Annotated in this window: 21 protein-coding genes and 1 pseudogene; 14 read left to right on the forward strand and 8 right to left on the reverse strand. The window is 73.0% G+C overall.

Annotation, left to right across the window (positions count from 1 at the left end; genetic code table 11):
* Window positions 1–16 precede the first annotated feature (16 nt).
* The 6 genes and pseudogenes from AC07B0_RS23510 to AC07B0_RS23535 all read left to right on the forward strand — a co-directional run bounded on the left by AC07B0_RS23510 (window position 17) and on the right by AC07B0_RS23535 (window position 7629).
* Window positions 17–844: a hypothetical protein gene (locus AC07B0_RS23510; protein ID WP_356883616.1), complete on the forward strand. Its 828-nt coding sequence runs from the start codon at window positions 17–19 to the stop codon at window positions 842–844.
* A gap of 428 nt (window positions 845–1272) precedes the next feature.
* Window positions 1273–2220 carry an LLM class F420-dependent oxidoreductase gene (locus tag AC07B0_RS23515; RefSeq protein ID WP_356883614.1) on the forward strand — a complete coding sequence of 316 codons (948 nt, stop codon included), beginning with the start codon at window positions 1273–1275 and terminating at the stop codon, window positions 2218–2220.
* A gap of 10 nt (window positions 2221–2230) precedes the next feature.
* Complete coding sequence (locus AC07B0_RS23520) at window positions 2231–3016, forward strand: SDR family NAD(P)-dependent oxidoreductase (RefSeq protein WP_356883613.1); 786 nt, start codon at window positions 2231–2233, stop codon at window positions 3014–3016.
* 133 nt (window positions 3017–3149) lie between these two features.
* Window positions 3150–4277, forward strand: coding sequence for an LLM class flavin-dependent oxidoreductase (locus tag AC07B0_RS23525; RefSeq protein ID WP_356883612.1), 1128 nt, complete (start codon window positions 3150–3152; stop codon window positions 4275–4277).
* Between the two features lie 98 nt (window positions 4278–4375).
* Window positions 4376–6166 (forward strand): annotated as a pseudogene (locus AC07B0_RS23530) (N-acyl-D-amino-acid deacylase family protein); the annotation flags it as partial.
* Complete coding sequence (locus AC07B0_RS23535; protein ID WP_478898855.1) at window positions 6163–7629, forward strand: aldehyde dehydrogenase family protein; 1467 nt, start codon at window positions 6163–6165, stop codon at window positions 7627–7629. The pseudogene AC07B0_RS23530 and the gene AC07B0_RS23535, both read left to right, overlap by 4 nt.
* A 61-nt stretch (window positions 7630–7690) precedes the next feature.
* Here AC07B0_RS23535 and AC07B0_RS23540 read toward each other — a convergent pair whose 3' ends face one another.
* Both AC07B0_RS23540 and AC07B0_RS23545 read right to left on the reverse strand, forming a co-directional pair.
* Window positions 7691–9469 (reverse strand): hypothetical protein, encoded by a 1779-nt coding sequence (locus AC07B0_RS23540; protein WP_478898856.1) that lies wholly within the window; start codon window positions 9467–9469, stop codon window positions 7691–7693.
* Window positions 9470–9523: 54 nt separating this feature from the next.
* The gene (locus tag AC07B0_RS23545) at window positions 9524–10612 is read right to left on the reverse strand and encodes a DNA alkylation repair protein (RefSeq protein WP_478898857.1); all 1089 of its coding nucleotides are present in this window, start codon (window positions 10610–10612) and stop codon (window positions 9524–9526) included.
* A 272-nt stretch (window positions 10613–10884) separates the two neighbouring features.
* Between AC07B0_RS23545 and AC07B0_RS23550 the strand changes: the two genes are divergently transcribed.
* Window positions 10885–12444: an APC family permease gene (locus AC07B0_RS23550; RefSeq protein WP_469383399.1), complete on the forward strand. Its 1560-nt coding sequence runs from the start codon at window positions 10885–10887 to the stop codon at window positions 12442–12444.
* A gap of 371 nt (window positions 12445–12815) precedes the next feature.
* On the forward strand, window positions 12816–13097 hold the full coding sequence (locus tag AC07B0_RS23555) for a hypothetical protein (RefSeq protein ID WP_356883603.1): 282 nt from the start codon (window positions 12816–12818) through the stop codon (window positions 13095–13097).
* A gap of 35 nt (window positions 13098–13132) precedes the next feature.
* Here the strand turns inward: AC07B0_RS23555 and AC07B0_RS23560 are convergent, their stop codons facing one another.
* A complete protein-coding gene (locus AC07B0_RS23560) occupies window positions 13133–13531 on the reverse strand; it encodes a VOC family protein (RefSeq protein WP_356883601.1) in 399 nt (132 codons plus the stop codon).
* Window positions 13532–14105: 574 nt separating this feature from the next.
* On the opposite strand from AC07B0_RS23560, the gene AC07B0_RS23565 reads away from it, so the two are divergent.
* Window positions 14106–14477, forward strand: a complete 372-nt coding sequence (locus AC07B0_RS23565; RefSeq protein WP_356872690.1) for a VOC family protein — start codon at window positions 14106–14108, stop codon at window positions 14475–14477.
* On the opposite strand, the gene AC07B0_RS23570 is transcribed toward AC07B0_RS23565, so the two are convergent.
* Complete coding sequence (locus AC07B0_RS23570; protein ID WP_478898858.1) at window positions 14474–15055, reverse strand: dihydrofolate reductase family protein; 582 nt, start codon at window positions 15053–15055, stop codon at window positions 14474–14476. The genes AC07B0_RS23565 and AC07B0_RS23570 overlap by 4 nt on opposite strands.
* A 594-nt stretch (window positions 15056–15649) precedes the next feature.
* On the opposite strand from AC07B0_RS23570, the gene AC07B0_RS23575 reads away from it, so the two are divergent.
* The gene (locus tag AC07B0_RS23575) at window positions 15650–15988 is read left to right on the forward strand and encodes a hypothetical protein (protein ID WP_356872694.1); all 339 of its coding nucleotides are present in this window, start codon (window positions 15650–15652) and stop codon (window positions 15986–15988) included.
* A 198-nt stretch (window positions 15989–16186) separates the two neighbouring features.
* Window positions 16187–16351: a hypothetical protein gene (locus tag AC07B0_RS23580; RefSeq protein WP_356872696.1), complete on the forward strand. Its 165-nt coding sequence runs from the start codon at window positions 16187–16189 to the stop codon at window positions 16349–16351.
* 163 nt (window positions 16352–16514) lie between these two features.
* Here AC07B0_RS23580 and AC07B0_RS23585 read toward each other — a convergent pair whose 3' ends face one another.
* Both AC07B0_RS23585 and AC07B0_RS23590 read right to left on the reverse strand, forming a co-directional pair.
* On the reverse strand, window positions 16515–16979 hold the full coding sequence (locus AC07B0_RS23585; protein WP_356872700.1) for a hypothetical protein: 465 nt from the start codon (window positions 16977–16979) through the stop codon (window positions 16515–16517).
* A gap of 117 nt (window positions 16980–17096) precedes the next feature.
* Entirely contained in the window at window positions 17097–17957 is an 861-nt protein-coding gene (locus AC07B0_RS23590) for a TIGR03619 family F420-dependent LLM class oxidoreductase (protein WP_356872702.1), read from the reverse strand.
* 93 nt (window positions 17958–18050) lie between these two features.
* Here AC07B0_RS23590 and AC07B0_RS23595 point away from each other — a divergent pair, with 93 nt between their 5' ends.
* Window positions 18051–18797: a hypothetical protein gene (locus tag AC07B0_RS23595; protein WP_478898859.1), complete on the forward strand. Its 747-nt coding sequence runs from the start codon at window positions 18051–18053 to the stop codon at window positions 18795–18797.
* A 96-nt stretch (window positions 18798–18893) separates the two neighbouring features.
* Window positions 18894–20336 carry a RodZ domain-containing protein gene (locus AC07B0_RS23600; RefSeq protein WP_478898860.1) on the forward strand — a complete coding sequence of 481 codons (1443 nt, stop codon included), beginning with the start codon at window positions 18894–18896 and terminating at the stop codon, window positions 20334–20336.
* 4 nt (window positions 20337–20340) lie between these two features.
* Here the strand turns inward: AC07B0_RS23600 and AC07B0_RS23605 are convergent, their stop codons facing one another.
* A complete protein-coding gene (locus AC07B0_RS23605; protein WP_467294951.1) occupies window positions 20341–21453 on the reverse strand; it encodes an ADP-ribosylglycohydrolase family protein in 1113 nt (370 codons plus the stop codon).
* A gap of 406 nt (window positions 21454–21859) precedes the next feature.
* Here AC07B0_RS23605 and AC07B0_RS23610 point away from each other — a divergent pair, with 406 nt between their 5' ends.
* On the forward strand, window positions 21860–22939 hold the full coding sequence (locus AC07B0_RS23610; RefSeq protein WP_478898861.1) for a tyrosine-protein phosphatase: 1080 nt from the start codon (window positions 21860–21862) through the stop codon (window positions 22937–22939).
* 68 nt (window positions 22940–23007) lie between these two features.
* On the opposite strand, the gene AC07B0_RS23615 is transcribed toward AC07B0_RS23610, so the two are convergent.
* Complete coding sequence (locus tag AC07B0_RS23615; protein ID WP_469383391.1) at window positions 23008–25599, reverse strand: bifunctional FO biosynthesis protein CofGH; 2592 nt, start codon at window positions 25597–25599, stop codon at window positions 23008–23010.
* Between the last annotated feature and the right edge of the window lie 40 nt (window positions 25600–25639).

Raw genomic sequence — 25639 nt, forward strand, 5'->3', positions numbered from 1 at the left:
ATGTACGGTCGGTTCAATGAGCAAGCACGCCCGGACCCGCTCCCGGTCCCGCAGCCGTACGCGTCCGCGTTCCGAGGGACGCGCGCAGCGGGCCGTCACCGTCGCCGCGTTCCTGGGGCTGCTGGCCTTCGGGGCCGGCTGGCTGTACGCCCTCCAGGAGCCGCCCGGCGCGCCCGTCCCGCAGACCCGCACGGACGCCCGCCCGCAGGCCCTCCCGGACCGTGCCGCGCGCGGGGTGCAGCGCACCGACCCCCTCCAGGGGCTGCCGCCGGGCCTCAGCGAGGCGACGCGGGCGCGGATCCCCGCGGACTCGCGCCAGCTGGTGCTGGTCACGGGCAGGGCCAAGGACTCCTCGGAGTCGGACGTCGCCCTGTACACGCGCACCGCGCCGGGCGCGGACTGGACGCGGGCCGCGCAGTGGGCGGGCCGCAACGGGGCAAAGGGCTGGTCCACCGAGCGCACGTACGGTGACCTGACCTCCCCGCAGGGCGTGTTCTCCCTCACCGACGCGGGCGGTCTGCTGGCCGCGCCGGCCGGCACCCGGCTGCCGTACGACCGGGACGCGGCCTTCGTGGCCTCGGGCCGGGGCGTGAACGGCGAGTCCCTGGCGGGTTCCTTCGACTACGTCGTGGCGATCGACTTCAACCGCCGGCAGGGCGTGTCCCCCCTCGACCCGGCCAAGCCGGACGGCGAGGACAAGGGCGGCAACATCTGGCTCCACGTGGACCACGACGGCCCCTCCCAGGGCTGCGTCGGCGTCCCGAAGGAGGCGATGGAGAGGCTGCTGACCACCTTGGACCCGGCGGCGAAGCCGGTCATCGCGATGGGCCCCGCAGGCTTCTGACCCGGCGTCACCAGGCTGGCAAGCCCACCCGCCCGGGCGTCGGCGACGGCCGCCCCGTCGGTCCCCGGCGCCACACCGGGGCGCACCCCGCCGCCCCGCCCGGCGGCGGACCCCGGTCGGCGCGCAGGCGGGCGGTGACCCGGCTCCCGTGACGGGAGCCCCGGGCTCCCCGCCCGGCGCACCCCCGCCCCGGCGCACCCCCGCCCCGGCGCACCCCCGCCCCGCCGCACCCCCGCCCCGCCGCACCCCCGCCCCGCCGCACCCGCCCCACCCCCACCCCCGCCCGTCCGCCGGTGCCGTCCGCCCCCTTGCCTGACGAACCGTCAGCTACGACGATGGCCCCCGCACCCACGAAGCGCACCCACGAAGTGCACCCACGGGACCGGCCGCCAGGCCCGTCCGGCGGACGAAGGCGAGGCGGGCCCCGCATGACACGCGTGTTTCCGGAAGGCCGGCTGGTGTACGGGATGCAGCTCCCGATCCAGTCGCAGAGCACCATCTACGCAGAACCCTGGGAGGCGTCCGCCGGTGCGGCCGACCTCGCCGAGGTGGCCCGCGCCGCGGACCGGTCCGGTTTCGCGTACGTCGCCACCTGCGACCACGTCGCCGTCCCGCGTCGCCTCGCCGGACCCATGAGCACCGTCTGGTACGACCCGGTGGCCACCCTGGCCTTCCTCGCCGGGATCACCGAACGCGTACGCCTCCTGAGCCACGTCGCGATCGTCGGCCTGCGCCACCCGCTGGTCACCGCCAAGCAGTACGCGACGCTCGACCACCTCTCCGGGGGCCGCCTGATCCTCGGGGTCGGGGCCGGGCACGTCCAGGAGGAGTTCGAGGTCCTCGGCGTCGACTTCGAGCGCCGCGGCGCCGTCCTCGACGAGACCCTGGACGCGTTGCGGGCCGCCCTGGGCCCCGAGGAGTACCCGGAGTTCGCGGGCGAGCGGTTCGCCTTCCGGGACCTCGGCCAGCTGCCCCGGCCCGCCCAGGCGAGGATCCCCGTCTGGATCGGCGGCTCCTCGCCGGCCGCGGTGCGCCGGGCGGCCGTGCGCGGTGACGGCTGGCTGCCGCAGGGCGATCCGCGGGAGAAGATCCCCGCGCAGGTCGCCCGGATCCGCGAACTGAGGGCGGCGGCCGGGGTCACCGGTCCCCTGGAGGTCGGCGCGATCACCGAGGCGCTGTACGTCGGGGAGCCCGCGTGGGACACCGGCCGCCGCGCCCTGACCGGCAAGGCGGAGGCGCTCGCCGAGTCCCTCCGGGAGTACGCGGCGCTCGGCGTCGACCAGATCCAGGTCCGCTTCCGCAGCCGCGACCGTGACGAACTCGTGGACCAGATCACCGCTTTCGGGGCCGAGGTGGCCCCGCTCCTCAACGACTAGGGGCGTACGCATGGGCAAGCTGGACGGGCGCGTCGTCATCATCACCGGTGCGGCGCGCGGCCAGGGCGAGCAGGAGGCGCGCCTCTTCGCCGCCGAGGGCGCCAAGGTGCTGCTGGGTGACGTGCTGGACGAGCAGGGGGCCGCCGTCGCCAAGGAGATCGGCGAGGACCGGGCGCGGTACGTACGCCTGGACGTGAGCCGCGAGGAGGACTGGGCGGCCGCCGTCGCCGCGGCGGGGGAGGCCTTCGGGCCGGTGAGCGGCCTGGTCAACAACGCGGGGATCCTGCGCTTCAACGAGCTGACCGCGACCCCGCTGGAGGAGTTCCAGCAGGTGGTCCAGGTGAACCAGGTCGGGGCCTTCCTCGGCATCAAGACGGTCGCCCCCGAGATCGAGGCGGCCGGCGGGGGCACCATCGTCAACACCTCCTCGTACACGGGTCTGACGGGCATGGCGTACGTCGGCACGTACGCGGCGACCAAGGCGGCGATCCTCGGGCTGACCCGGGTGGCGGCGCTGGAGCTGGCGGCGAAGGGCATCCGCGTCAACGCCATGTGCCCGGGGGCCGTGGACACCCCCATGGCCAATCCGGGCCTCCTCGACCCGGCCGGGATCACGGACGAGGCGCGGGAGTCGATGGCGGCGCTGTACCGGCGGGTCGTGCCGATGGGGCGGGTGGGGCGGCCGGAGGAGATCGCGCGGCTGGCCCTGTTCCTGACCGGCGAGGACTCCTCGTACATCACCGGCCAGCCGTTCGTCATCGACGGCGGCTGGATGGCCGGGGTCAGCATCCTGTAGGGGGCGGCCGGCCTCCCCTCCCCTCCGCCCGCATCTGATGGAGCGTCAGGTATTGACGCTCGCACCTCCACGGTGGAACAGTCGGGACATCGAATCTGACGCAGCGTCAGAAATCAAAGGACGGTGAACCCCCTTGGAATTCGGGCTCTTCGTGCAGGGATACGTGGCCGAGTCACGGTCCAGGGTCGACCCCGAGGCAGAGCACAAGGCGCTGATCGAGGAGACCGAGTACGTCATCCAGGCCGACAAGTCGGGCTTCAAGTACGCCTGGGCCTCCGAACACCACTTCCTGGAGGAGTACTCCCACCTCTCCGCGAACGAGGTGTTCCTCGGCTACCTCGCGCACGCCACCGAGCGCATCCACCTCGGCTCCGGCATCTTCAACCCCCTCGCGCCGGTGAACCACCCGGTGAAGGTCGCCGAGAAGGTCGCCATGCTCGACCACCTCTCCAAGGGCCGCTTCGAATTCGGCACCGGCCGCGGCGCGGGCAGCCACGAGATCCTCGGCTTCCTGCCCGGCATCGAGGACATGAACGGCACCAAGGAGATATGGGAGGAGACCATCGCGGAGTTCCCCAAGATGTTCCTCCAGGAGGAATACGAGGGGTTCCAGGGCAAGCACTGGTCACTGCCCCCGCGCAAGATCTTCCCCAAGCCGTACGGCAAGGCCCACCCGGCCATGTGGTACGCCGCCGGCTCCCCCTCCTCCTACGCCATGGCGGCGAAGAAGGGCCTCGGCGTCCTCGGCTTCAGCGTCCAGAAGGTCTCCGACATGGAGTGGGTGCTGGAGCAGTACAAGACGGCCATCCAGGAGGCGAAGGCCATCGGCGCCTTCGTCAACGACAACGTCATGGTCACCTCCACCGCGATCTGCGCCGAGACCCACGACAAGGCCGTCGAGATCGCCGTCAACGCGAACATGAACCGCTTCCAGTCGCTGGTCTTCCGCTACCACGACACCTTCCCGCGGCCCGAGGCCATCCCGCAGTGGCCCGAACTGCTCCCCGAGTACAACGCCGAGATCATCGAGCTGCTGATCGCCGAGGAACTGATGATCTGCGGAGACCCCTCCGAGGTCCTCCAGCAGTGCAAGCGCTGGGAACAGGCCGGCGCCGACCAGCTGTCCTTCGGCCTGCCGACCGGAGTCTCGTACGAGGACACGATGAACACCATCAAGCTCCTCGGCGAACACGTCATCCCCGAGATCGACACCGACCCGGTCCACCGCACCACCCGCTTCCGCGAGGCCGCCGGATCCTGACGGCCCCCCGCACGGGGGCGGCGCCTTCCCGGACCGCCGCCCCGCTCCGGCCCCGACCGGAGGCCGCCACGGCCGCGGCCGGCCAGGCGGCCCCCGGCCGGGGCAGCGGCGCGTACGCCGCGACCACACCGCACCGCCGAAGGGACGCCATGCTCGACCACTTGATCAAGGGCGCCACCGTCGTGGACGGCACCGGCGCCCCCGCGTACGTCGCCGACGTCGGCATACGGGACGGCCGGATCGTCGCCATCGGCGACCCCGGCACCGTCACCGAAGGGGCCCGCACCACCGAGGACGCCACCGGCCTCGTCCTGACCCCCGGCTTCATTGACCCGCACACCCACTACGACGCCCAGCTGTTCTGGGACCCGTACGCCACCCCCTCCATGAACCACGGCGTCACCACCGTCGCCGGCGGCAACTGCGGCTTCACCCTCGCCCCGCTCCACCCCGACCGCCCCGAGGACGCCGACTACACCCGCCGCATGATGAGCAAGGTCGAGGGCATGGCCCTCAAGGCCCTCGAAGAAGGCGTCGACTGGACCTGGTCCACGTTCGGCGAATACCTCGACGCCCTCGAAGGCCGCATCGCCGTCAACGCCGGGTTCATGGTCGGCCACTGCGCCCTGCGCCGCCACGTCATGGGCGAGGACGCCGTCGGCGGACAGCCCACCCCCGAGCAGATGCAGCAGATGCTCGACCTCTTCCACGACGCCATGAACGCCGGCGCCTGGGGCCTGTCCACCACCCAGTCCTCCACCCACTCCGACGGCTCCGGCGCCCCCGTCGCCTCCCGCCACGCCGGGCCCGCCGAACTCCTCGCCCTGTCCCGCGCCGTCGCCGACCACGAGGGCACCCAGCTCGAAGCCATCGTCGCGGGCTGCCTCGACCAGTTCTCCGACGAGGAGATCGACCTCTTCGTCGACATGAGCGCCGCCGCCGGCCGGCCCCTCAACTGGAACGTCCTCACCATCGACGCCTCCGTCCCCGAACGCGTCCCGCGCCAGCTGATCCCCAGCGAACGCGCCCGCAAGGCAGGCGGCCGCATCGTCGCCCTCACCATGCCGATCCTCACCCCCATGAACATGTCGCTCGGCACCTTCTGCGCGCTCAACCTCATCCCCGGCTGGGGCGAGGTCCTCGGCCTGCCCGTCCCCGAACGCATCGCGAAGCTCCGCGACGCCGGCGTACGCGCCGAGATGCTCCGCCGCGCCGACAGCAAGGAAGCCGGCGTCTTCCGCCGCCTCGCGAACTTCGGCCGCTACGTCATCGGCGACACGTACAGCAAGGAGAACGAGGGCCTCTCCGGCCGCGTCGTCAACGACATCGCCGCCGAACGCGGCCAGGACCCCTTCCACTGCCTCGTCGAGATCTGCGCCAACGACGACCTGCGCACCGTCCTGTGGCCGATGCCCACCGACAACGACCCCGCCAGCTGGACCCTGCGCCAGGAAACCTGGCAGCACGAGGACGTCATGCTCGGCGGCTCCGACGCCGGCGCCCACCTGGACCGGATGTGCGGCGCCCCCTACACGACCCGCTTCCTCGGCGACTGCCTGCGCGGCCGCAAGCTGGTCCCGCTGGAACAGGCCGTACGGATGCTCACCGACGACCCCGCCCAGCTCTTCGGCCTGCGCGAACGCGGCCGGATCAGCGAAGGCTGGCACGCCGACCTCGTCCTCTTCGACCCCGAGCGCATCGACGCCGGCCCCGCCACCCTCGTCCACGACCTGCCCGGTGACAGCCCGCGCCTCGACGCGCGCGCCATCGGGATCGTCTCCGTACGCGTCAACGGCGTCGAGACCATCCGCGACGACCAGGTGACCGGTGCGATCCCCGGGACCGTCCTGCGCTCCGGCCGGGACACGAGGACGGTGAGCACCCGATGACGGATCCGCAGCGGCTCTACATCGGCGGGGAATGGGTGGAACCCGCGGGCGGCCACTACGAGGTGATCGACCCGGCGGACGAATCGGTGGTCGGGCTCGCCCCCGAGGCCTCCCGCGCCCAGGTGCAGGAGGCGGCCCGCGCCGCCGCCGAGGCCTTCACCTCCTGGTCGCGCACCCGGCCCGAGGAACGGGCGGCGATCCTCGACCGGGCCGCGGACATCATCCAGCGGGAGTACGAACCGTGGGCGGCGCTGGCCCAGGCGGAGACCGGCGCCCCCACCGGCATCGCCCGCGGCATGCAGGTCGGGGTGGGCGCGGCCCGCTTCCGCCGGTACGCGAAGGGCGCCCTGGAACCCGTGGAACGGGGCCTTCCACCACAGGTCACCGAGGCCGGGCCGATGGGGAAGGCCGCCGTCCTGGGCGCGCTGGAGGTCCGTCAGCCGGTCGGCGTGGTCACCTGCATCACCTCGTACAACAACCCGTGGGCGAACCCCGCGGGCAAGGTGGCCCCGGCGCTCGCCATGGGCAACACGGTCGTCGTCAAACCCGCCCCGCAGGACCCTCTGTCGGTGTTCAAGATGGCCGAGGCCCTCGCGGAGGCCGGGGTGCCGCCGGGCGTGGTCAACGTCGTGAACGGGCAGTCCGTCGAGGTCGGCGAGGCCGCCGTGGACTCCCCGGACGTGGACATGGTGTCCTTCACCGGCTCCACCGCCGTCGGCCAGCGCATCGCGGAGGTCTGCGGCCGCACGATGAAGCGGCAGCTGATGGAACTCGGCGGCAAGGGCGCGGCGATCGTCCTGGACGACGCCGACCTGGACGCGGCCGTGATGGGCATCGGGACGACCTTCTCCTTCTACTCCGGCCAGATATGCACCGCACCGACCCGGGTGATCGCCCACCGCTCCGTCTACGAGCAGCTGATCGAGAAGCTGACCGGCTACCTGGCCTTCATGAAGGTCGGCCACCCGGGGGAGCGGGGCACGGTGGTCGGCCCGGTGATCTCGGCCGCGCACCGGGACCGCGTGGAGTCCTACGTCGAGCTCGGCAGGAAGGAAGGGGCGCGGCTCGCGTACGGAGGCGAGCGCCCGGTGGTCGGCGACGGCCGGGGCTTCTACGTCGCGCCGACCCTCCTCGTCGACTGCACGAACGACATGCGGGTGGTCCGCGAGGAGGTCTTCGGCCCGGTCGTGGTGGTCGTCCCCTTCGACGGGGGCGAGGAGGAGGCGGTCGCGCTGGCCAACGACAGCGACTTCGGCCTGATCAGCTACGTGTGGTCCGGGGACTCGGCGCGCGCCTTCCGCGTGGCCCGGCAACTGCGTGCGGGCGGGGTCGGGGTGAACACCATCGGCCGGAACATGGAGGCGCCGTTCGGCGGCTTCAAGCGCTCGGGCGTGGGCCGGGACGTGGGCTCGTACGCCCTGCACGCGTACAGCGAGATCCAGTCGATCGTCTGGACCGGCTGAGACGGGCCGGGGCGGGGTCCGGCCGGGAGCGGGGCGCTCCCGGCCGGACCCCGTCCTGCGCTCAGGAGGGCGGCGGCCAGTCGTAGCCGAGGGATTCGGCGAGCTCGCGGCTGCCGCCGCCGAGGACGGCGAAGTCCTTCGGGTCGGACACGGCGATCCTCTCCAGGGCGGCGGCAGCCCGGGCCTGCGGCCCGCTGCCGTCGTCGGGCAGGTCCCACTGGAAGTACAGGGACCCCTCGGCTCCGGGCGGCGAGAACGCGAACTGCGCCGTCACCGTGTCCGGATCGCGCCAGCCGGTGGAGACCCAGCTCTGCCCGAGCCCCCACCGGCCCAGCAGCTCCGGCCGCTCCCGCAGACCCGCGGTGATCAGCCGTGCCGCGCTGCGGGCCGGCCAGCACCAGGACTCGTCCTTCTCGGCGCGCTCGACCTCGGCGTCGTAGGCGGCCGCGTCGAAGCGGTACTCGGGCGGCGGCGGGCCGGCCGCCCCGCGCCAGCCGCCCCACACCACCTCGGGGCCGTCCCGGCGGATCGTCACGTACAGGGCGCCGCAGCAGCCCTCGGTGCAGTCCGCCTCGGCGAGCCGCACCTCCCGAGGCCGGGGTCCGGCGCGCAGGAGGCCGCTGTCGAGCAGGTCCTCGGCCGGGCCGCCCGGCCCCTTCCCGAACAGCGCGGGCAACAGCGGCCGGCCGTCGACGAGGATCCGGGTCTCGACGCGGTTCGAGTCCGGGGACTCCTGGACGACGGCCACCTCCCAGCGCGGGTGCGCGCCCGCCGCCGCGGTCCGGGCGAACGGCTTGCGCCCGGTGCGCCGGATCCAGTCCGCGCGGCGCCCGCCGCCGTGGGGCCCGGGGTCCCACGCGGGACCGGCCAGCAGCCGCTCCAGGCGGTCGAGCAGCGCCTCCCGCCGGAAGGGCCGCCAGTCCAGCAGCGCGGCGGGGCCGCTGTGCAGGTCGAGGGCGGTCGACAGGAGCAGCTCGTGGAGCTCCGGGGCCGGGTCCGGCAGCCCGGCCTGCCCGAGGAAGTACGCGTACGCGGACCGGGCGGGCAGGTAGTCGAGGATGTCGGGCCGGTGCTCCAGTTGGCCGCACATCCCGTGCAGCAGGCGGCCCGCCGCGACGATCAGTGCGGTGTCCCCGGGCCGGGAGCGCAGCAGAGCGTCGAGGTCGGCCGCCTCGGCGACGCGCCGGGCGAGCCACACGGCCCGGGGGTCGTCCGGTACCGCGATCAGTGCGTCCCGGACGGCCTCCGGGTCGCCGGCGGTGATCGCAGCGGTCAGCGGTGCCAGCGCCCGGGACCGGTCCCGGCGGCGGATGACCAGCAGGGCGGCGGCCTGCCGGTCGAGCGGGTCGAGGGCCGCGGCGGCCGCCTGTTCGAGGCCGCGCAGCGTTCCGAGGGCCTGGAGGCAGGGCACGTCCTCGGGTTCGCCGAGGCGGATCAGGAGGGTGATGCCGACGCCGACTGCCGCCGCGTCGGTACCGGTACGGGTCAGCCGGCGGGCGGTGCGCCGGGCGGCGTCCTCGTCGGTCAGCGGGAGCAGGGCGGTGGCCGCGCGGAGGGTGCGGTGGGGCATCGCCAGCTCCGAGACCCGCCGGTGGACGGCCCCGGCGGCGCGCACGGGGTCGGGGTCGGCCAGGAGGTCCGTGAGCGCGGCGGTGACGTCGGCCCGTGCCCGTTCCCAGGTCAGGCCCTTGCGGCCGGATTCCGGCGGGGACCCGTCCGGTAGGGGACGGCCTGTGCGCGGGAGCGGGGCGTCCGGCTCGACGGCGTGCAGGAAGAGTGCGTGGTCGTAGAGGGAGGTGGGCCGGGGGCCGAGCGGCTCGCGCTCGTCGCGGGCGCTCACCGGGCGGGGTGGGACTCGATTCCGTAGGTCATGGGAGCAGGGTGGCAGGCGGGGTCAGGGCGCGTCCAGCGAGAAAACGGCCTCGCCCCGGACCCGCCCGTTGACCTGGAGCTGCACCAGGTGTTCGCCCGAGTGGTAGCGGCGGGTGGTGATCGGCTTGAAGGAGTGCCGCCTGGTGCCGGCGAGGGTTTCGCCGGGGGCCAGCGCGCGGGTGACGAGCTTGAACACCTTGGGGGTGCGGGCGCCGTTCGCCTTCGTGTGGTGCACGACGTAGTCGACCACCAGCTCGGCGGGGAGCGGGCCGGTGTTGGTGACGGCGTAGTCGAAGACGAGGTACTCCCCGACGGTGACGCGCGGGGTGGTGACCACGGGCCCGCGGACGGAGACCGGCGCGTCCGGGGAGTGGCCGAGGACGGTCAGCGCCTCGGGCCGGCCCGCCTTGACCAGGGTGCGCAGCCCGTGGCGTACGACGCGGTCGGTGGTGGCCGTGGGCCCGGCCAGCCAGCGGGCGGCGGTCTCGACCGCGAGGGCGGGGTGGTCGCGGCTGATGTCGTTGAGGTGGTTGGAGACGGAGCGGCGCACGTACTCCGACTCGTCGCGGAAGAGGGCGTCCAGTACGGGCAGGGCCGGGCGCGGGTCGGCGATGAACGCGGGCAGCTGCGGGGCCCACGGCAGCCGCGGCCGGGTGCCCTCGCTGGCGAGGCGGCGCACGTGCGGGTCCGGGTCGTCCGTCCACTTCTGTACGACGGCCAGGGCGCGGGCCGGGTCGGCGCGCAGGAAGGGCCGTACGGCGGATTCGGCGGTCAGCCGGGTGGTGAGGTCGCGCAGCAGCGCCAGTCCGGGCTCGAACGCCTCCAGCCCGCGCACGGCGACGGCCTCGTTGACGGGGAAGGTCATCCACCCCTGGAAGCCGGGGTCGGCCAGGGCCGTGCGGACGACGGCCTCGAAGCCGGTCCAGTCGGCGGGGAGGTCGGCGAGGACGGCGTCGCGGACGGCGGTGACGCGGCCGCTGAACGTCAGCCCGTCGAGCGCGTCGGCACGGGCGCGCAGGGCCGGTGCGGCCCGGCGGCCGCCCGCCCGGGCGAGCAACCGGGCCAGGTTACTGACGGTATCCGCGCTGAGGAGCTCATCGGCCGTGGGCATGGGGCCAGTCTTGCGGATGGTGCCCCGGTTTGGTGGGGCCGGAAAATTCGCGCGGGAAAGTTTTGAATGGGGCAAAACGGACACGCCTGCGGTTTCCGCATTCCGGAAGGTTCGGTGCAGCGCCTGTCTATGGGGGGATAGATGCCTGAGTGAACCTTGCATTGCGCGCGTGTGAACTCTGTCGATCTCAAGATTCCAAGGGATTTAGCCCTGTGAAGTACTGGACTTAAGCCTTCCGAATGAGGAAACCGCAGCATCTAACGTCCTGACCCATGACACAGCTGGACGTTCGGCCTCGGGTCGGAGACACGGTAAGCGGCGTCGCCGAGGGCGACGTTCGCGGCAAGGGCCTCGGCAAGGGGTCCGTCGGACTGGTGGGAAGCGCCGTCATCGGCATCTCCACCGTCGCCCCCGTCTACTGCCTGACCTCGACCCTCGGCTCCACCGCCGGTGAGGTCGGAGTCCAGATGCCGGCGGTCTTCCTCGCCGGCTTCCTGCCGATGCTCCTGGTCGCCTTCGCGTACCGCGAGCTCAACAAGGCCATGCCGGACTGCGGCACCTCCTTCACCTGGACGGTCAAGGCCTTCGGCCCCCGCATCGGCTGGATGTGCGGCTGGGGACTGGTGATCGCCACGATCATCGTCCTCTCCAACCTGGCCGGCGTCGCCACCTCCTACTTCTGGCTCCTGGCCGGCGAGATCACCGGCAACGCCTCGATCGCCGCCCTGGACGACAACAAACTCGTCCACATCGCCACCTGCCTCACCCTGATCGCCGCCGCGACCGCCATCAGCTACCGCGGCATGACCGCCACCAAGGGCGTCCAGTACACCCTCGTAGGCCTCCAGCTCGCGGTCCTCGCCATCTTCGTCGCGATGGCCTTCCAGAAGGCCTCCGCCGGCAGCTTCGACACCGGCCTGGACTTCTCCTGGTCCTGGATGAACCCCTTCGCGGTCGAGTCCATGGCGGCCTTCACCGCCGGACTCTCGCTCTCGATCTTCATGTACTGGGGCTGGGACGCCTGCCTGGCCACCAACGAGGAGACCACCGGCTCCGCCAAGACCCCCGGCCGCGCCTCGCTCATCGCCATGGTCGTCCTCGTCGGCTCCTACCTGGCCACCGGCATCGCCGCCCAGATGACCGTCGGCTCCGGCGCCACGGGCCTCGGCCTCGGCAACCCGGAGACCTCCGACAACGTCTTCGCCGCCCTCGCCGGCCCCGTCATGGGCCCGATGCTCGGCATCCTGCTCTTCGTCGCGGTCCTCGCCTCGGCGACGGCCTCGCTCCAGACCACCTTCATCCCGGTGGCCCGCACGGTCCTCGCCATGTCGACCTACGAGGCCCTGCCGCCCTCCTACGCCAAGGTCCACGAGCGGTTCAAGACCCCGGGCCGCGCCACCGTCATGGCGGGCGTCGCCACCGGCGTCTTCTACACCGTGATGACCCTGGTCAGCGAGAACGTCCTCACCGACACGATCTTCGCGCTCGGCCTGATGATCTGCTTCTACTACTCGCTGACGGCCTTCGCCTGCGCCTGGTACTTCCGCGGCGAACTGCGCCGCTCCGCCCGCGACCTGTTCTTCAAGGGCGTCTTCCCGGTCCTCGGCGGCCTGCTCCTCGCCACGGTCTTCTGCAAGACCTTGATCGACATGTGGAACCCCTCCTACGGATCCGGTTCCACCGTCCTCGGCGTCGGCAGCGTCTTCGTCATCGGCGTCGGCCTGCTCGCCCTCGGCCTGGTCATCATGATCGTCACCGAACGCCGCAGCCCCGCCTTCTTCCGCGGCGAGGTCCTCACCAAGTCCACCCCGGCCCTGGTGGTCGAGGACTGACGCGGGGGCGGTCTGGTGGGGCGGTCCGCTGGGGCGCTCCGTTGGGGGCCCGCTGCGGTGATCTGCTGCGGCGCTCCGTTGGGGCGGTCCGCTGCGGCGGTCCGTTGCGGCGGTCCGTTGTGGCGATCCCGCCGTGTCATACCTGCGGGCCCGCGGCCCTCGACCGGTTCCGACCGGTGGGGGGCCGCGGGCCCGCGTAGGTGTGTGTGGTGGGGGGTGGGGGAGTACCCGTTGTGCTGGTTCGTTGTGGGGACCGGTTGGGGTGATCGGTCGTGGTGACCCGTCGTTGGGACCGGTTGGGGTGACTGGTTGGGGTGATCGGTCGCAGTGACCCCGGGAGCGTCGGGGTCGTTGGGCGGGGCATGAATGCCATGAAGCGCACCCTTTCCGCCCTGGTCCTCTCCGGCGGCGCCGCACTCGCACTCACCCCCGTCGCCGCCCACGCCGACGAGGCACCGGTCCAGGCGCCGCCCATCACCCAGCGCGTCACCGACATCGTCGACCACCCCGGACAGGCCGTTCAGGACACGAAGACGGCCGTCGCCGTGACCTCCCAGGCGGCCGGCACCGCCTCCAAGGGCACCGAGGCGGCCCTGTCAGGCGCCGGAGGCGCCCTGTCGGGCGGACTGCCGAAGGCGCCGAGCGTCCGCTGACGCTGAGGGCTGGGGGCCGCCGGGGACCCCGGCGGTCAGCCCCAGGTGCGGGAGCAGAGCACCAGGCGGTAACCGTCGGGGTCCATGACCGTGACCCCGTACTCGTCCCAGTACGGGTTGTGGGACGCCACCCGGGTCCCGCCGCAATCGATCAGGCGCCGCACCAGGTCCTCGTCGGGGGCCTCCCCGAGGTAGACGACGAACAGGTCGTCGACCGTGGGGGTGGGGGTGAGGGGGCTCTCGGGGTCCAGGGTGAGCTCGAAGTGCCACCCGCCCCCGGGCGGCCCGACCATCACGAGATCGTGCTTCCCGGGCACGTGCCCGGAGGTCCGCCACAGGACGTCGAGCCCGAGCCCGTCCACGTAGAACCGCTCGGCGGCCTGCAAGTCGAGGGACGGCCGCGCGACGCGGATGTGAGTCCGTGAATCGATCATTCGGGCAGGCTACGGCGAGCCGGCGTCAAGGGATTCGACGGAGCAGGGGATGTGTCAGGTGGTCGGGGCCGGGGGTGGGCGGTACCCACTCGATGGGGTCGGGTGTGTGTCGGGGGCTGCCCGTCAGTCCACTGTCCTTCCGTTTCGGGCCGGTCCCTCAAGGGCGCTCACTTCGTTCGCGTCGCTTCGCGATGGCCTTCGGCCACCCTTGACCGACCGGCCCGAAACGAAATGCCAAAGACTGCCGGGAAGCCCCCGAAGGAGGGCAGGGGGGACCGACTGCCCAAAGGTTCCGCCAGGGACGAGGCGAGGGGCCGGGGGCCGCCCGACCGGGCACACGGCCCCCTCGCGGCCCCTTCCGGGACCACAGCCACGCCCTACCCACCCGAAATGACGACCACGACGTCCTGGGGAGCGGGCAGGCGCGTGAGATCGCTACGCGCTCCTCTCGGCTTAGCGTCCGACGACCGTCTGGGGCTGGACAAAGGCAGCCCACGACCGCTGGGTGGGGGAGCTGCCATTGCGGGATCAAGTCTGTGGACACGGGCTGGACGGTTGATCGATAGTGCGGCCCATGGCCTCACTCATACGACACATCACCATCGACTGTTCCAACGCCTACCTGCTGGGGCAGTTCTGGGCTGCCGCCCTCGACGGGTCCCTGGCTGACGACGACTTCCCCGGGGACCCGGAGGCGTCGGTCACGGCTGCCGGTACGCAGCTGCTGTTCGTGACGGTGCCCGACGGCAAGACGGTGAAGAACCGCGTGCACCTCGATCTCCAGCCGCAGGACCGGTCGCGCGATGAGGAGGTCGAACGCATCCTCGCCTTGGGCGCGACCGTCGTCGGCGATCACCGGAAGGCCGACGGGACGGGCTGGGTGACCCTGGCAGATCCGGAGGGCAACGAGTTCTGCATCGAGCGCAGCGCCGCCGAGCGGGGTTAGCTCTTGGCCGGCCTGTAGGTGCAGACGTTCACGCCGGTGCTGCTGGTGACGGTGGAGACGAGTTCGAGCGTGCGCAGCCCGCCGTCCTCGGGGAAGATCGACTTCCCGCCGCCGAGGAGCACCGGCATGACGATGAGCCTCAGCTCGTCGAAGAGCCCCTCGCCCAGCAGGCTGCGTACGAGCGTGGGGCTTCCCATGACCAGCAGGTCGCCGCCGTCCTTCGCGTGCAGTTCACGGACCTGCTCCAGGTCGATGCGCGTGGAGTTGTGCCACGTGAGGTCGTCCGCGCCGAGCGTCTCGGACACGACGTACTTGGGGATGGAGTTCATCTGGTCCGCGAACGGGTCGCCCGCCCGCTCGGGCCAGGCCGCCGCCATGGTTTGCCACGTACGACGCCCGAAGAGCAGGGCCTCGGCCTTGGACGTGGCGTCGGCGAAGGCACCACCTACGACCTCCGGCTCGAAGAAGGGGTGGGACCAGCCGCCGTGGGCGAAGCCACCGTCGTTGTCCTCGCCCTGACCGCCCGGCGCCTGAACGACTCCGTCGAGGCTGATGAACTCGCTGATGACGATGCGCATGGGAACCGCTCCTCTTCCTCACGTGGGCTGTACGGCAATAAGGACCGCACCACTCCCCGTAAATGATCGCCCCGCCCCTGTGATCCACGTCACCCCGCCACATTCACTGCCGCATGGCGGTCATCCAGCCCCAGACGGTCGTCGGACGCTATGCCGAGAGGAGCGCGTAGCGATCTGACGCGCCTGACGGCGCCCCAGGTTGATGTGGTCGTCATTTCGGGTGGGTAGGGCTCGGGTGTGGTCCCGGAAGGGGCCGCGAGGGGGCCGTGTGCCCGGTCGGGCGGCCCCCGGCCCCTCGCCTCGTCCCTGACGGAACCTTTGGGCAGTCGTTCCCCCCTGCCCTCCTTCGGGGGCTTCCCGGCAGTCTTTGGCGTTTCGTTTCGGGCCGGTCGGTCAAGGGTGGCCGAAGGCCATCGCGAAGCGACGCGAACGAAGTGAGCGCCCTTGAGGGACCGGCCCGAAACGGAAGGACAGTGGACTGACGGGCAGCCCCCGACACACACCCGACCCCATCGAGTGGGTACCGCCCACCCCCACCCCGACCCGCCGTAAAAGCAGGTGCGGGTGGGCTCGGGGGGCGCCTAGCTTGAGGCGGTGAGCAGCGACTATCCATTCGCCGACGGCTACAACCTTGCCTGGGATCTGACCGGCTTCGGTGGCGCGGACGAAGAGCTGGTCGAGTCCGTTTCCCTCTCCCGGGAGCAGTTCCTGGCGATCAGGCACCTCTTCGTGCTGGGTGACGATCCCTGGATGGTGGCGGGCGAGTACCGCGTGGCGCCGGGCATATGGGCGCACGTGCGCGGTGTCGTGCCGGGTGTCCGGTTCGATCGTGACGTCGACTACTTCCTCGGCGCCCGTCAGGCCCTGCCTGACGGGCGTTTTTGGCGTCCGGCCGCGGGTGCGATCTCCCCGGGGCCGATTCCGCCTCCCTGACCCGCATGTGAAACGTCGCGATCGCGGTTCCCAGGGCACCCACGGCACCCCAACCCCCCACACCACGCGGCCCACTTACGCCCCGCCCATGGGCGCCCACACCCATCCCCGACTACCCCACGTGTTTAAGCCAGCCCGTTTCGGTAACACTTGGTAGTGACATGCACTCAGTACCCGGCGAAAGAGAAGGAGATGGCCATGGTCACCGCGTTCATCCTCGTCGCGGTCGCTGCCCTCATCGCCCTGCTGGCGGCCGCGCCTTCCGTGCCCGTGAAGCGGAATCCGTCCCCCGGCGGCGCCGGTGCGCACCGGCTGCGTACCGTGCCGTCGCCGCGTCGCGGCTACCGTCGCAGCGGCAGCTGACATGAAAGCGAGGGTCCGCCTCCCCTCGGGGGAGGCGGACCCTCGCTACGTCTCGTCCGGCACCCAGGCGCTGACCTGGTGGCTCGTCGGGTGGGTCAGGCGGCCGCACCGGACGTCCAGGCGGAGGTCTTCGGGGCGGACGGTTCCCGCCCCGCCGCGGCCGTTACTTCGGGAGGGCCGGGAGCGAGGGGAGCTTGCCCGGCTCGTTCTTCTGGAAGGTGTCGGTGCCTGCGGCGCCCTCCCAGGTGACCTTCAGGGTGGTGGCGTCGACGGAGTCGACCTTGCCCTTCGAACGCTGCGCACCGGCCGGGCACTTGAGGTCGAAGGTCTTGCCGTTGGTGGTGCCCTCGCAGGTCAGCCCGGTGGCCGCCTCGACGACGAAGGCGATCTGGCCCTTGACGGTCAGGATGACGCCCTTGCCCGGGTTGGCCATGCTGATCCAGCCGCCCTCCAGGCTGCCGCCCTTGGTGTCGCCGCCCGTGGCCGGGGTGGAGGGCGCGGGGGTGGAGGAGGCGCCGGGGCCGGGCTTGTCGGCGGCCGGGGTGGAGTCGCTGCCGCAGCCGGTCAGGGCGAGTACGGCTACGGCGGCGGTCGTGGCGGCTACGGAAAGGCGCAGGTGGCTGAGCACGGGAAGTCCCCCAGATAAGGCGAGTTGATCGGCGGAACGCGCCAAACTACCAGCCGTTCGGGTGACCGGCGGAACACCGTCGGGGGACGGCGTGTCATGGGTGCGCGGCAGGTTCCGTCACAGGTACTGGGCGAAGTCGTCCAGGGTGCGCAGGATCTCCGCCTCGCGGGCCGAGGGGAGTTGGAGGACGACCTCCTCGATGCCCAGTTCCGCGTAGTGCCCCAGTTTGCCCGGGCTGGGCTGGACGGCGTACGGGACGACCTGGAGGGTCTTGGGGTCGCGGCCCGCCGTCTCCCAGGCCTGCCGCAGCACCGGCAGGGACTCGGTCAGGCCGCGGCCGCCGATGGGGAGCCAGCCGTCGGAGTGGTCGGCGATCGCCGCGAACAGCTTGGGGCCGGCGGATCCGCCGATCAGGGTGCGCGGACCGTACAGGGGTCGTCCGGCGCCGAGTTCGCGCGGGGGCTGGACCGGCTTGGGGTGGGCCGAGCTGGCCCGGACGGAGCCGTACGGGCCCTCGTGGGCGGTCGGCTGCGGGGCCCACAGGGCGCGCATGAGGGCCATGTGGTCGCGGACGCGTTCGCGGCGGGTGGGCCAGTCCACGCCGTGGTCGGCGGCCTCCTCGACGTTCCAGCCGTAGCCGATGCCGAGGGTGAAGCGGCCGCCGCTGAGGTGGTCGAGGGTGGCCACCTGCTTGGCGAGGCCGACCGGGTCGTGCTGGGCGACGAGGGTGATGCCGGTGCCGAGGTGGAGCCGCTCGGTGACGGCGGCGGCCTGGCCGAGGGCGACGAAGGGGTCGAGGGTGCGCCCGTACTGCTCGGGGAGGTCGCCGCCCATGGGGGCGGGCGTGGTGCGGCTGACGGGGATGTGGGTGTGCTCGGGGAGGTACAGGCCGGAGAAGCCGCGCTCTTCGAGGGAACGGGCCAGGCGGGTGGGGGAGATGGTCAGGTCGGTGAGGAAGATGGTCGTGGCGATCCGCATGGGCGCGTGCACCTCCGAGACGTGGGGAGGGCCAAGGTACGGCTTCGCGGGCGAGGGTGGCAGGGGCACACGGCGCGTGGTGAGGTGGATGGCGTGAACAGTACGGAGACGATCACGGTGCCCGAGACGCTGCACGGCTACCCGGGGGTGGCCTTCGGCGGCTACGTGGCCGGGCTGCTGGCCGCGCGGACGGCGGGCCGGCACGCCGGGCAGGCGGTACGGGTGGACTTCCGGCGGCCCGTGCCGACCCGGACCCCGGTCCGCCTGGACCCGGACGGCGGGCCCGGCGGGGCGGGGCTGCTGGACGGGGACGGGGTGCTGCTCGCCGCCGCGGAGGCGGTGGCCGCACCGGACGGGGTACCGCCCGCGGCGCCCTCCTGGGCGGAGGCCGTGAAGGCCGCCGACGCCTACCGGGCGGATCCGCCGGACGGGCAGGTCGACTGCTTCGGCTGCGGCCTGGACCGGACCCCGGCGACGGGGCTGCGCCTGCACTGCGGGCGGGTGCCCGGCCGGGACCTCGTCGCCACGGCCTGGACGCCGGGCCCCGAACTGGCGGGCCCGGACGGGATGTTGCCGCCCGAGCTGGTGTGGGGTGCGCTGGACTGCCCGGGCAACGCGGCCGGCCGGCTCCTCGCGGCGGGTCCGGGGGGCGCCGTCACGGCCTCGCTGACGGCGCGGCTGCTGCGGCCGGTCCCGGTGGCGGGGGAGGGGCTGCTCTCGTACGCATGGCTGCTCGGGGTGGAGGGGCGCAAGTGCAGGGTGGGCACGGCCCTGGCCGCGCCGGGCGGTGAACCGTACGCGTACGCCGAGGCGTTGTGGATCCGGCCGCGCCCGGTGTAGGCCGTCCTTCCGGATCTTGCCGGGTCCGCGCCGCGGGCCGGGGCGGGCCGGCGCGGGGTCATACTGGGCGGCGGGTATCGCGGAGGGGGCGTGCGGGTGGGGTTCGGGACGGGTCTGCCGGAGCGGATCGGTGCGTACGCCGTCGAGCGGGAGCTGGGCGCGGGCGGCATGGGGACGGTGTACCTGGCCCGGTCGCGTGGCGGCCGCGCGGTGGCGGTGAAGGTGGTGCGGCCCGAACTGGCCGCCGATCCGCACTTCCGGGAGCGGTTCCGCGCGGAGGTGGCGGCGGCCCGCAAGGTCGGGGGTTTCCACACGGCCCCGGTCGTGGACGCGGATCCGGACGCGGACGTGCCCTGGCTGGCGACGGCCTACGTTCCGGGGCCCACGCTGTCCGGGCTGCTGGCGGAGCGCGGTCCGATGGACGAGGACCGGCTGCGGCTGCTGGGCGCCGCGCTGGCGGAGGCGCTGCACGCCGTGCACGCGTGCGGTCTGGTCCACCGGGACCTGAAGCCGGGGAACATCATCATGGCGGAGGACGGACCCCGGGTCCTCGACTTCGGCATCGCACGGGCCGTCGAGTCGACCCGGCTGACCTTCACGGGGGCCGCGTTCGGCACGCCCGGCTTCCTGGCGCCCGAGCAGGCGCAGGGGCTGGACGTCAGCGGCGCCGCGGACGTGTTCGCACTGGGCGCGGTACTGGTCGCGGCGGCGGGCGGGAGCGCCTTCGGGGAGGGTACGCCCCTCGGACTGATGTACCGGTCGGTGCACGAGCCGGCGGACGTGTCCGCGGTACCGGAGGGGCTGCGGGCGGCCGTCGCCGCCTGCCTCCTGAAGGACCCGGCCCACCGCCCGTCCCCGGAGGAGCTCCTCGAACGGTTCGCCCCCGGCCCGGTCGTGTCGGATTCCGGTCCGACGGTGCCGGTGGACGTGCCGGTCCGGACGGCGCCCCTCGTCCCGGACACCGTGGTCGCCCCGGCTGAGCAGGGGCAGGATCAGGGGCAGGAGCCGGGGTCGGAACGGTCCGTTCGTGGCGGGGGCGGGCGTTCGCGGGTGGTGACCGTGCTCGCGGGTACCGTCGTCGCGGTCGTGGCCGCCGTCCTGGTCGTCGTCGCCAGCCGGGGCGACGACCCGGGTGGCGAGGCCGGGGCGCTGCGGTCCCCGTCGGCCTCCCCGCCGGCCTCGTCGTCCGCATCCCCCGCCGCTTCCGCTTCCCGGCAGGCGTCGGCCGCTCCGCCCGCCGGGCGGGACGCCGCGGCCGCGGCTCCTGGCGACGCGCCGGGGGACCGGGTCACGGTCGTGGTGCGCGCCCGGGACTCGAGCTGGATCTCCGTCAAGGACCACGGCGGGCGGCTGGTCTTCGACGGAACGATCCAGCCGGGCGAGAGCAAGACCTTCACGGACGGCCAGTCGATCGACCTGGTCCTGGGTGACGCGGGCGCCGTCGACCTCGTCGTCAACGGCAAGGAGATCGCGGACGACTTCCAGTCCGGTCAGGTGGAGCGCCTCACCTACACGAAGGACGACCCCGTGCGCGGCTGACCCCTCAGGCGCGCGGGTAGCGGGCCAGCCAGCCGGGGGCGGAGGCGGAGGGGCCGTGGAGGGCCGGGCCCTGGGTCATCTCCAGGGCGAAGTCGTCGGAGAGTTCCAGGATCGTGGCGCGTCCCTCCAGGTCGGCGAGCCAGGCGGCCGGCAGGGCCGTCTCGCCGTGCAGGGCGCCGAGGAGGGACCCGCACAGGGCGCCGGTGGCGGTGGAGTCGCCGCCGTGGTTGACGGCCAGGCGCAGCCCGTGCGGGACGTCCTCGGCGACGAGGGCGCAGTACACGGCGACGGCCAGGGCGTCCTCGGCGTCGCGTCCGTCGCCCGGGGAGAGGGACTCGACGGCCCGGGGGCTCGGTGCCTGGAGGGTGACGGCGGAGACGGCCCGCTGGAGGGCGTCGGTGACGGGCTGGTGTCCGGGGCGGGTGCCGAGGAGGCCGAGGGCGCGCTGGATGGCGGCGTCGAGGGTCTCGCCCCGGGTCAGGCCGTGGATGATCACGGCGAGGGCGCCGGCGGACAGGTACGCGGTGGGGTGTCCGTGGCTCTGGGTGGCGCATTCGACGGCGAGCTGGAGGACGAGGGCGGGTTCCCAGCCGACGAGCAGGCCGAAGGGGGCCGAGCGGACGGTGGCGGCCGCGTCGCGGGCGGTGGGGTTCTTCGGCTGTTCCAGGGTGCCGAGGATGTCGTCGGCGAAGCCGGTCATGCAGGCGCGGTCGGGGCCGCGGCGGGCGTAGAGCCATTCCTCGCGGGCGAGCCAGCCGTTGTCCTGGCGGCGTTCGTCCGGGCCCCAGTCGTGCTGGGTCGCGGCCCAGCGCAGGTAGGCGCGGTGGACGTCGGTGGGCGGATGCCAGCCGCCGGTGTCGCGGCGCACGTGGGCGCGTATGAGCCCGTCGACGGTGAACAGGGTGAGCTGTGTGGAGGCGGTGACGGTGCCCCGGCGGCCGTGGGCGGGGGCGGGTTCGGTCAGCCCGGCCAGGCCGTGGGTTTCGCGGATGCCGTCCAGGGAGAGGCCGGCGACGGGTGCGCCGAGGGCGTCGCCGATGGCGGAGCCGAGGAGGGTGCCGCGGACCCGGCTGCGGAAGTCCTGCTGTTCGACGCGGCCCCACAGGGCGGTGGCCACCCCGACGGAGGCACCCCCGGCGGGTCCGGCGGAAGCGCCCGCGGCCACCGGCGCCGGGGCCGTGACCGGCGGATTCGCGGCCGGTCGGCCGTCCGGCGCGGTATCCGCCCCCGCTGCCACCGCGGATTCCGGTGCCGCCCCCACGGTCGCCGGTGCCGCAGTTCTCGACATGGCTGTGTCCATCGCAGTTTCCCCCCAGGCTTTGGCGCGACTGTAGTGGACAGGTTCGGTCGAATCCGGAAGGAGTTCGTCACGTCGCCCGTAAGTGACCGGAGAACGGCCGGAATGCGAACATTTTCAGCCGCCGCCCGTCCAGTGGCACGTTTTGTCAGTCGCCTTCGGGGTGGCCGATTTCGGCCACGCCTCGTTCACGCGGCGTTCTCCGTCGGCCCACAGCCTCGGGGACATGAAGCAGGCACTCCTCGCCGCGACCGTCGTCGCCTCCGCACTCACCGCCTCCCTGGCCGTCACCCCCGCCGCCTCCGCCGCGGGCTGGGACCTCCCCTGGAACCACCACCGGGGCCAGTCCGCCATCCCCTTCACCGAGGCCACCGTCACCGCCGCCGGCGACGGCTCGTACACGCTGACGTGGAACGCCGAGGGCACCAGGCGCGTCGAGATCAAGGCGAACGGCAAGGTCGTCGCCCAGGGCGGCGCCCGGGGCCGGGCCGTGGTCAAGGGGCTGCCCGCCGCCGACCGCCAGTGGTTCGACTTCAAGCCCGGGCGCGGCCAGGGCCTGCGCCTCGCCGACCGCCTCATCGCGCTGGAGGGCACCGCCAACTTCCGTGACGCGGGCGGCTACCGCACCACGAACGGCCAGTGGGTGAAGATGGGCGAGGTCTACCGCTCCGACGCCCTGAACAAGCTCACCGCGAACGACCTGGCCAAGCTCCAGCGCCTGCGCGTCAAGACGGTCTTCGACCTGCGCATGGAGGACGAGCGCACCAAGGACGCCGACAAGGTCCCGGCGGACGCCGCGTACGTCGTCGCCGACGTCTTCGCCGGCTCCGGCTCCTTCCAGACCCTGCCCAAGACCCCCGACGAGGCCGTCAAGGCCATGACCGACGCCGAGAGGAGCATGGTCTCCGGCGAGGGCGGCAAGAAGGCCTACACCCAGGTCTTCCAGGGCATCCAGAAGGACCGCGCCCGCGTCGTCCTCTTCCACTGCACCGCCGGCAAGGACCGTACGGGCTGGGCGAACGCCGCGCTGCTGACCGCCCTCGGCGTCCCCCGCGAGACCGTCGAGGCCGACTACCTGGCCAGCAACGACTACCGCAAGGCCGCCAACGACGCGGTCCTCTCCCACCTGCCGCCCCAGCAGGCCGCCGTCTACAAGCCGCTGCTCGACGTCCGCCCCGAGTACCTGAACGCGGGCTACGAGGAGGTCAAGGCGAAGTACGGCTCCTTCGACCGCTACCTGAAGGACGGCCTCGGCATCGACTCCCGCGAGCTGCGCGAGCTCCGCGAGGACCTGCTCGTCGGCTGAACCGCGCCGCCGGGACGCGCCCGGAGCCCGGCCGGCAACCCCGGCCGGGCTCCGCCGCGCGCCCGGGGTCAGTCCAGTACGGGGAGCAGTTCCGGCAGGTGTCCGTCGGAGGCGCGGGCCGCGTCCTGGCGCTCCTGCGGGACTTCCCCGTACAGGGTGGTGCGGGCCTTCGCAGGCCGGCCGGCGGCCTCCGCGACCGCGATCAGGTCCCGGACCGACTTGTACGAGCCGTAACCCGATCCGGCCATGCGGGAGATGGTCTCCTCCATCAGGGTCCCGCCGAGGTCGTTGGCGCCGGAGCGGAGCATCTCGGCCGCGCCCTCCGCACCCAGCTTCACCCAGCTGGTCTGGATGTTGGTGATGTGCGGGTGGAGCAGCAGCCGGGCCATGGCCGTCACCGCCCGGTTGTCGCGGACGGTGGGGCCGGGCCGGGCGATGCCCGCCAGGTAGACGGGGGCGTTGGTGTGGATGAAGGGGAGCGTCACGAACTCGGTGAAGCCCGCGACGCCCTTGTCGAGGGCGGCCTGCTGGATCCGCACCAGCGTGCGGAAGTGGCCGAGCCAGTGCCGCGGCTGGTCGACGTGGCCGTACATCATCGTGGACGAGGAGCGGATGCCGAGCTCGTGCGCCGTGGAGATGACGTCGATCCAGTCCGCCGTCGGCAGTTTGCCCTTGGTGAGGACCCAGCGGACCTCGTCGTCCAGGATCTCCGCCGCCGTGCCCGGGATGGAGTCCAGCCCGGCCTCCTTGGCGGCCGTCAGCCAGTCCCGTACGGACATTCCGGTACGGGTGGCGCCGTTCTCGACCTCCATCGGGGAGAAGGCGTGCACGTGCATGCCGGGGACCCGCTCCTTGACCGCCCGCGCGATGTCGAAGTAGGCGGTGCCGGGCAGGTCGGGGTGGATGCCGCCCTGCATGCAGACCTCGACCGCGCCGACGTCCCAGGCCTGCGCGGCCCGGTCGGCGACCTGGTCGAGGGAGAGGGTGTAGGCGTCGGCGTCCGTGCGGCGCTGCGCGAAGGCGCAGAACCGGCAGCCGGTGTAGCAGACGTTGGTGAAGTTGATGTTCCTGGTGACGATGTACGTGACCTCGTCGCCCACCACCGACTTGCGCAGGTCGTCCGCTATCCGGCACAGCGCGTCGAGTGCGGGGCCGTCGGCGTGGAGCAGGGCCAGGGCCTGGGCGTCGGTGAGCGCGGTGGGGTCGTCGGCGGCCTGCGCGAGGGCGGCCCGTACGTCGGTGTCGATGCGCTCGGGCACCATGCCGGGCGCGGCGGCCTCGCGCAGGGCCTCCCAGTCGCCGTAGACGTGGTCGAAGTCCTCGCGGCGGTCGCCGGTGCGGCCCTCGGTGTCGATGGCGGTGTGCAGGTCGGTGCGCCCGTACGCGGCGAATCCCTCGTCGGGCTCCTGCCAGGGCCGGCCCTCGACCTTCGCGGACTCGTTCGCCAGGCCCGTGTCCGGATCGGCCAGGGCGCGGACGTGCGGCAGCAGCCGGGGGTCCAGCCAGGGTTCGCCGCGCCGCAGGAACTCCGGGTAGATCGTGAGCCGTTCGCGCAGCTCGAAGCCGGCGGCGGCGGTCCGCTCGGCGAGCTCCTCGATGTGCGGCCAGGGCCGCTCGGGGTTGACGTGGTCGGGGGTCAGGGGGGAGACCCCGCCCCAGTCGTCGATGCCCGCGCCGATGAGCAGGGCGTACTCGGCGTCGACCAGGTTCGGCGGGGCCTGGATGCGGGCGCCGGGGCCCAGGATGTGGCGGGCGACGGCGATGGCCGCGGCCAGCTCCTCCAGCTCCGCGTCGGGCATGCCGCGCATCGCGGTGTCCGGCTTGGCGCGGAAGTTCTGGACGATCACCTCCTGGACGCCGTGGTAGCTGCGCTGGACGCGGCGCAGTTCGAAGAAGGCCTCGGCGCGCTCCTCGTAGGTCTCCCCGATGCCGATGAGGACGCCGGTGGTGAAGGGGACGTTGGAGCGTCCGGCGTCCTCCAGCACCCGCAGGCGCACGGCCGGGTCCTTGTCGGGGGAGCCGTGGTGGGGGCCGCCGGGCTCGGACCACAGGCGGGTCGCGGTGGTTTCCAGCATCATGCCCATCGACGGGGCGACGGGCTTGAGGCGCTGGAGTTCGGACCAGGTCATGACGCCCGGGTTGAGGTGGGGGAGCAGGCCCGTCTCCTCCAGGACCCGGATGGCCATGGCCCGTACGTAGGCGAGGGTGTCGTCGTAGCCGTGCGCGTCGAGCCACTCGCGGGCCTCGGGCCAGCGGTCCTCGGGGCGGTCCCCGAGGGTGAAGAGGGCTTCCTTGCAGCCCATCGCGGCGCCTTCGCGGGCGATGGCGAGGACCTCGTCGGGGGACAGGTACATGCCGTGGCCGGCGCGGCGGAGTTTGCCGGGCACGGTGACGAAGGTGCAGTAGTGGCACTTGTCGCGGCACAGGCGGGTGAGGGGGATGAAGACCTTGCGCGAGTACGTGATGACGCCGGGCCGGCCGGCGGCCGCGAGCCCGGCGTCCCGCACCCGGGCGGCGGAGGCGGCGAGGTCCTTCAGGGCCTCGCCGCGCGCCTGGAGGAGCACGGCCGCTTCGGTCGCGTCCAGCGCGACGCCGTCACGGGCCCGCCGGAGCGCGCGGCGCATCGCGTTTTCGGTCGGAGCGTCACTCGGAGTGGTCATACGGGGAGCATACGATCCGCGGGTCGCCGCACGGAGGGCG

The sequence above is a fragment of the Streptomyces sp. NPDC044704 genome, from assembly GCF_056433525.1.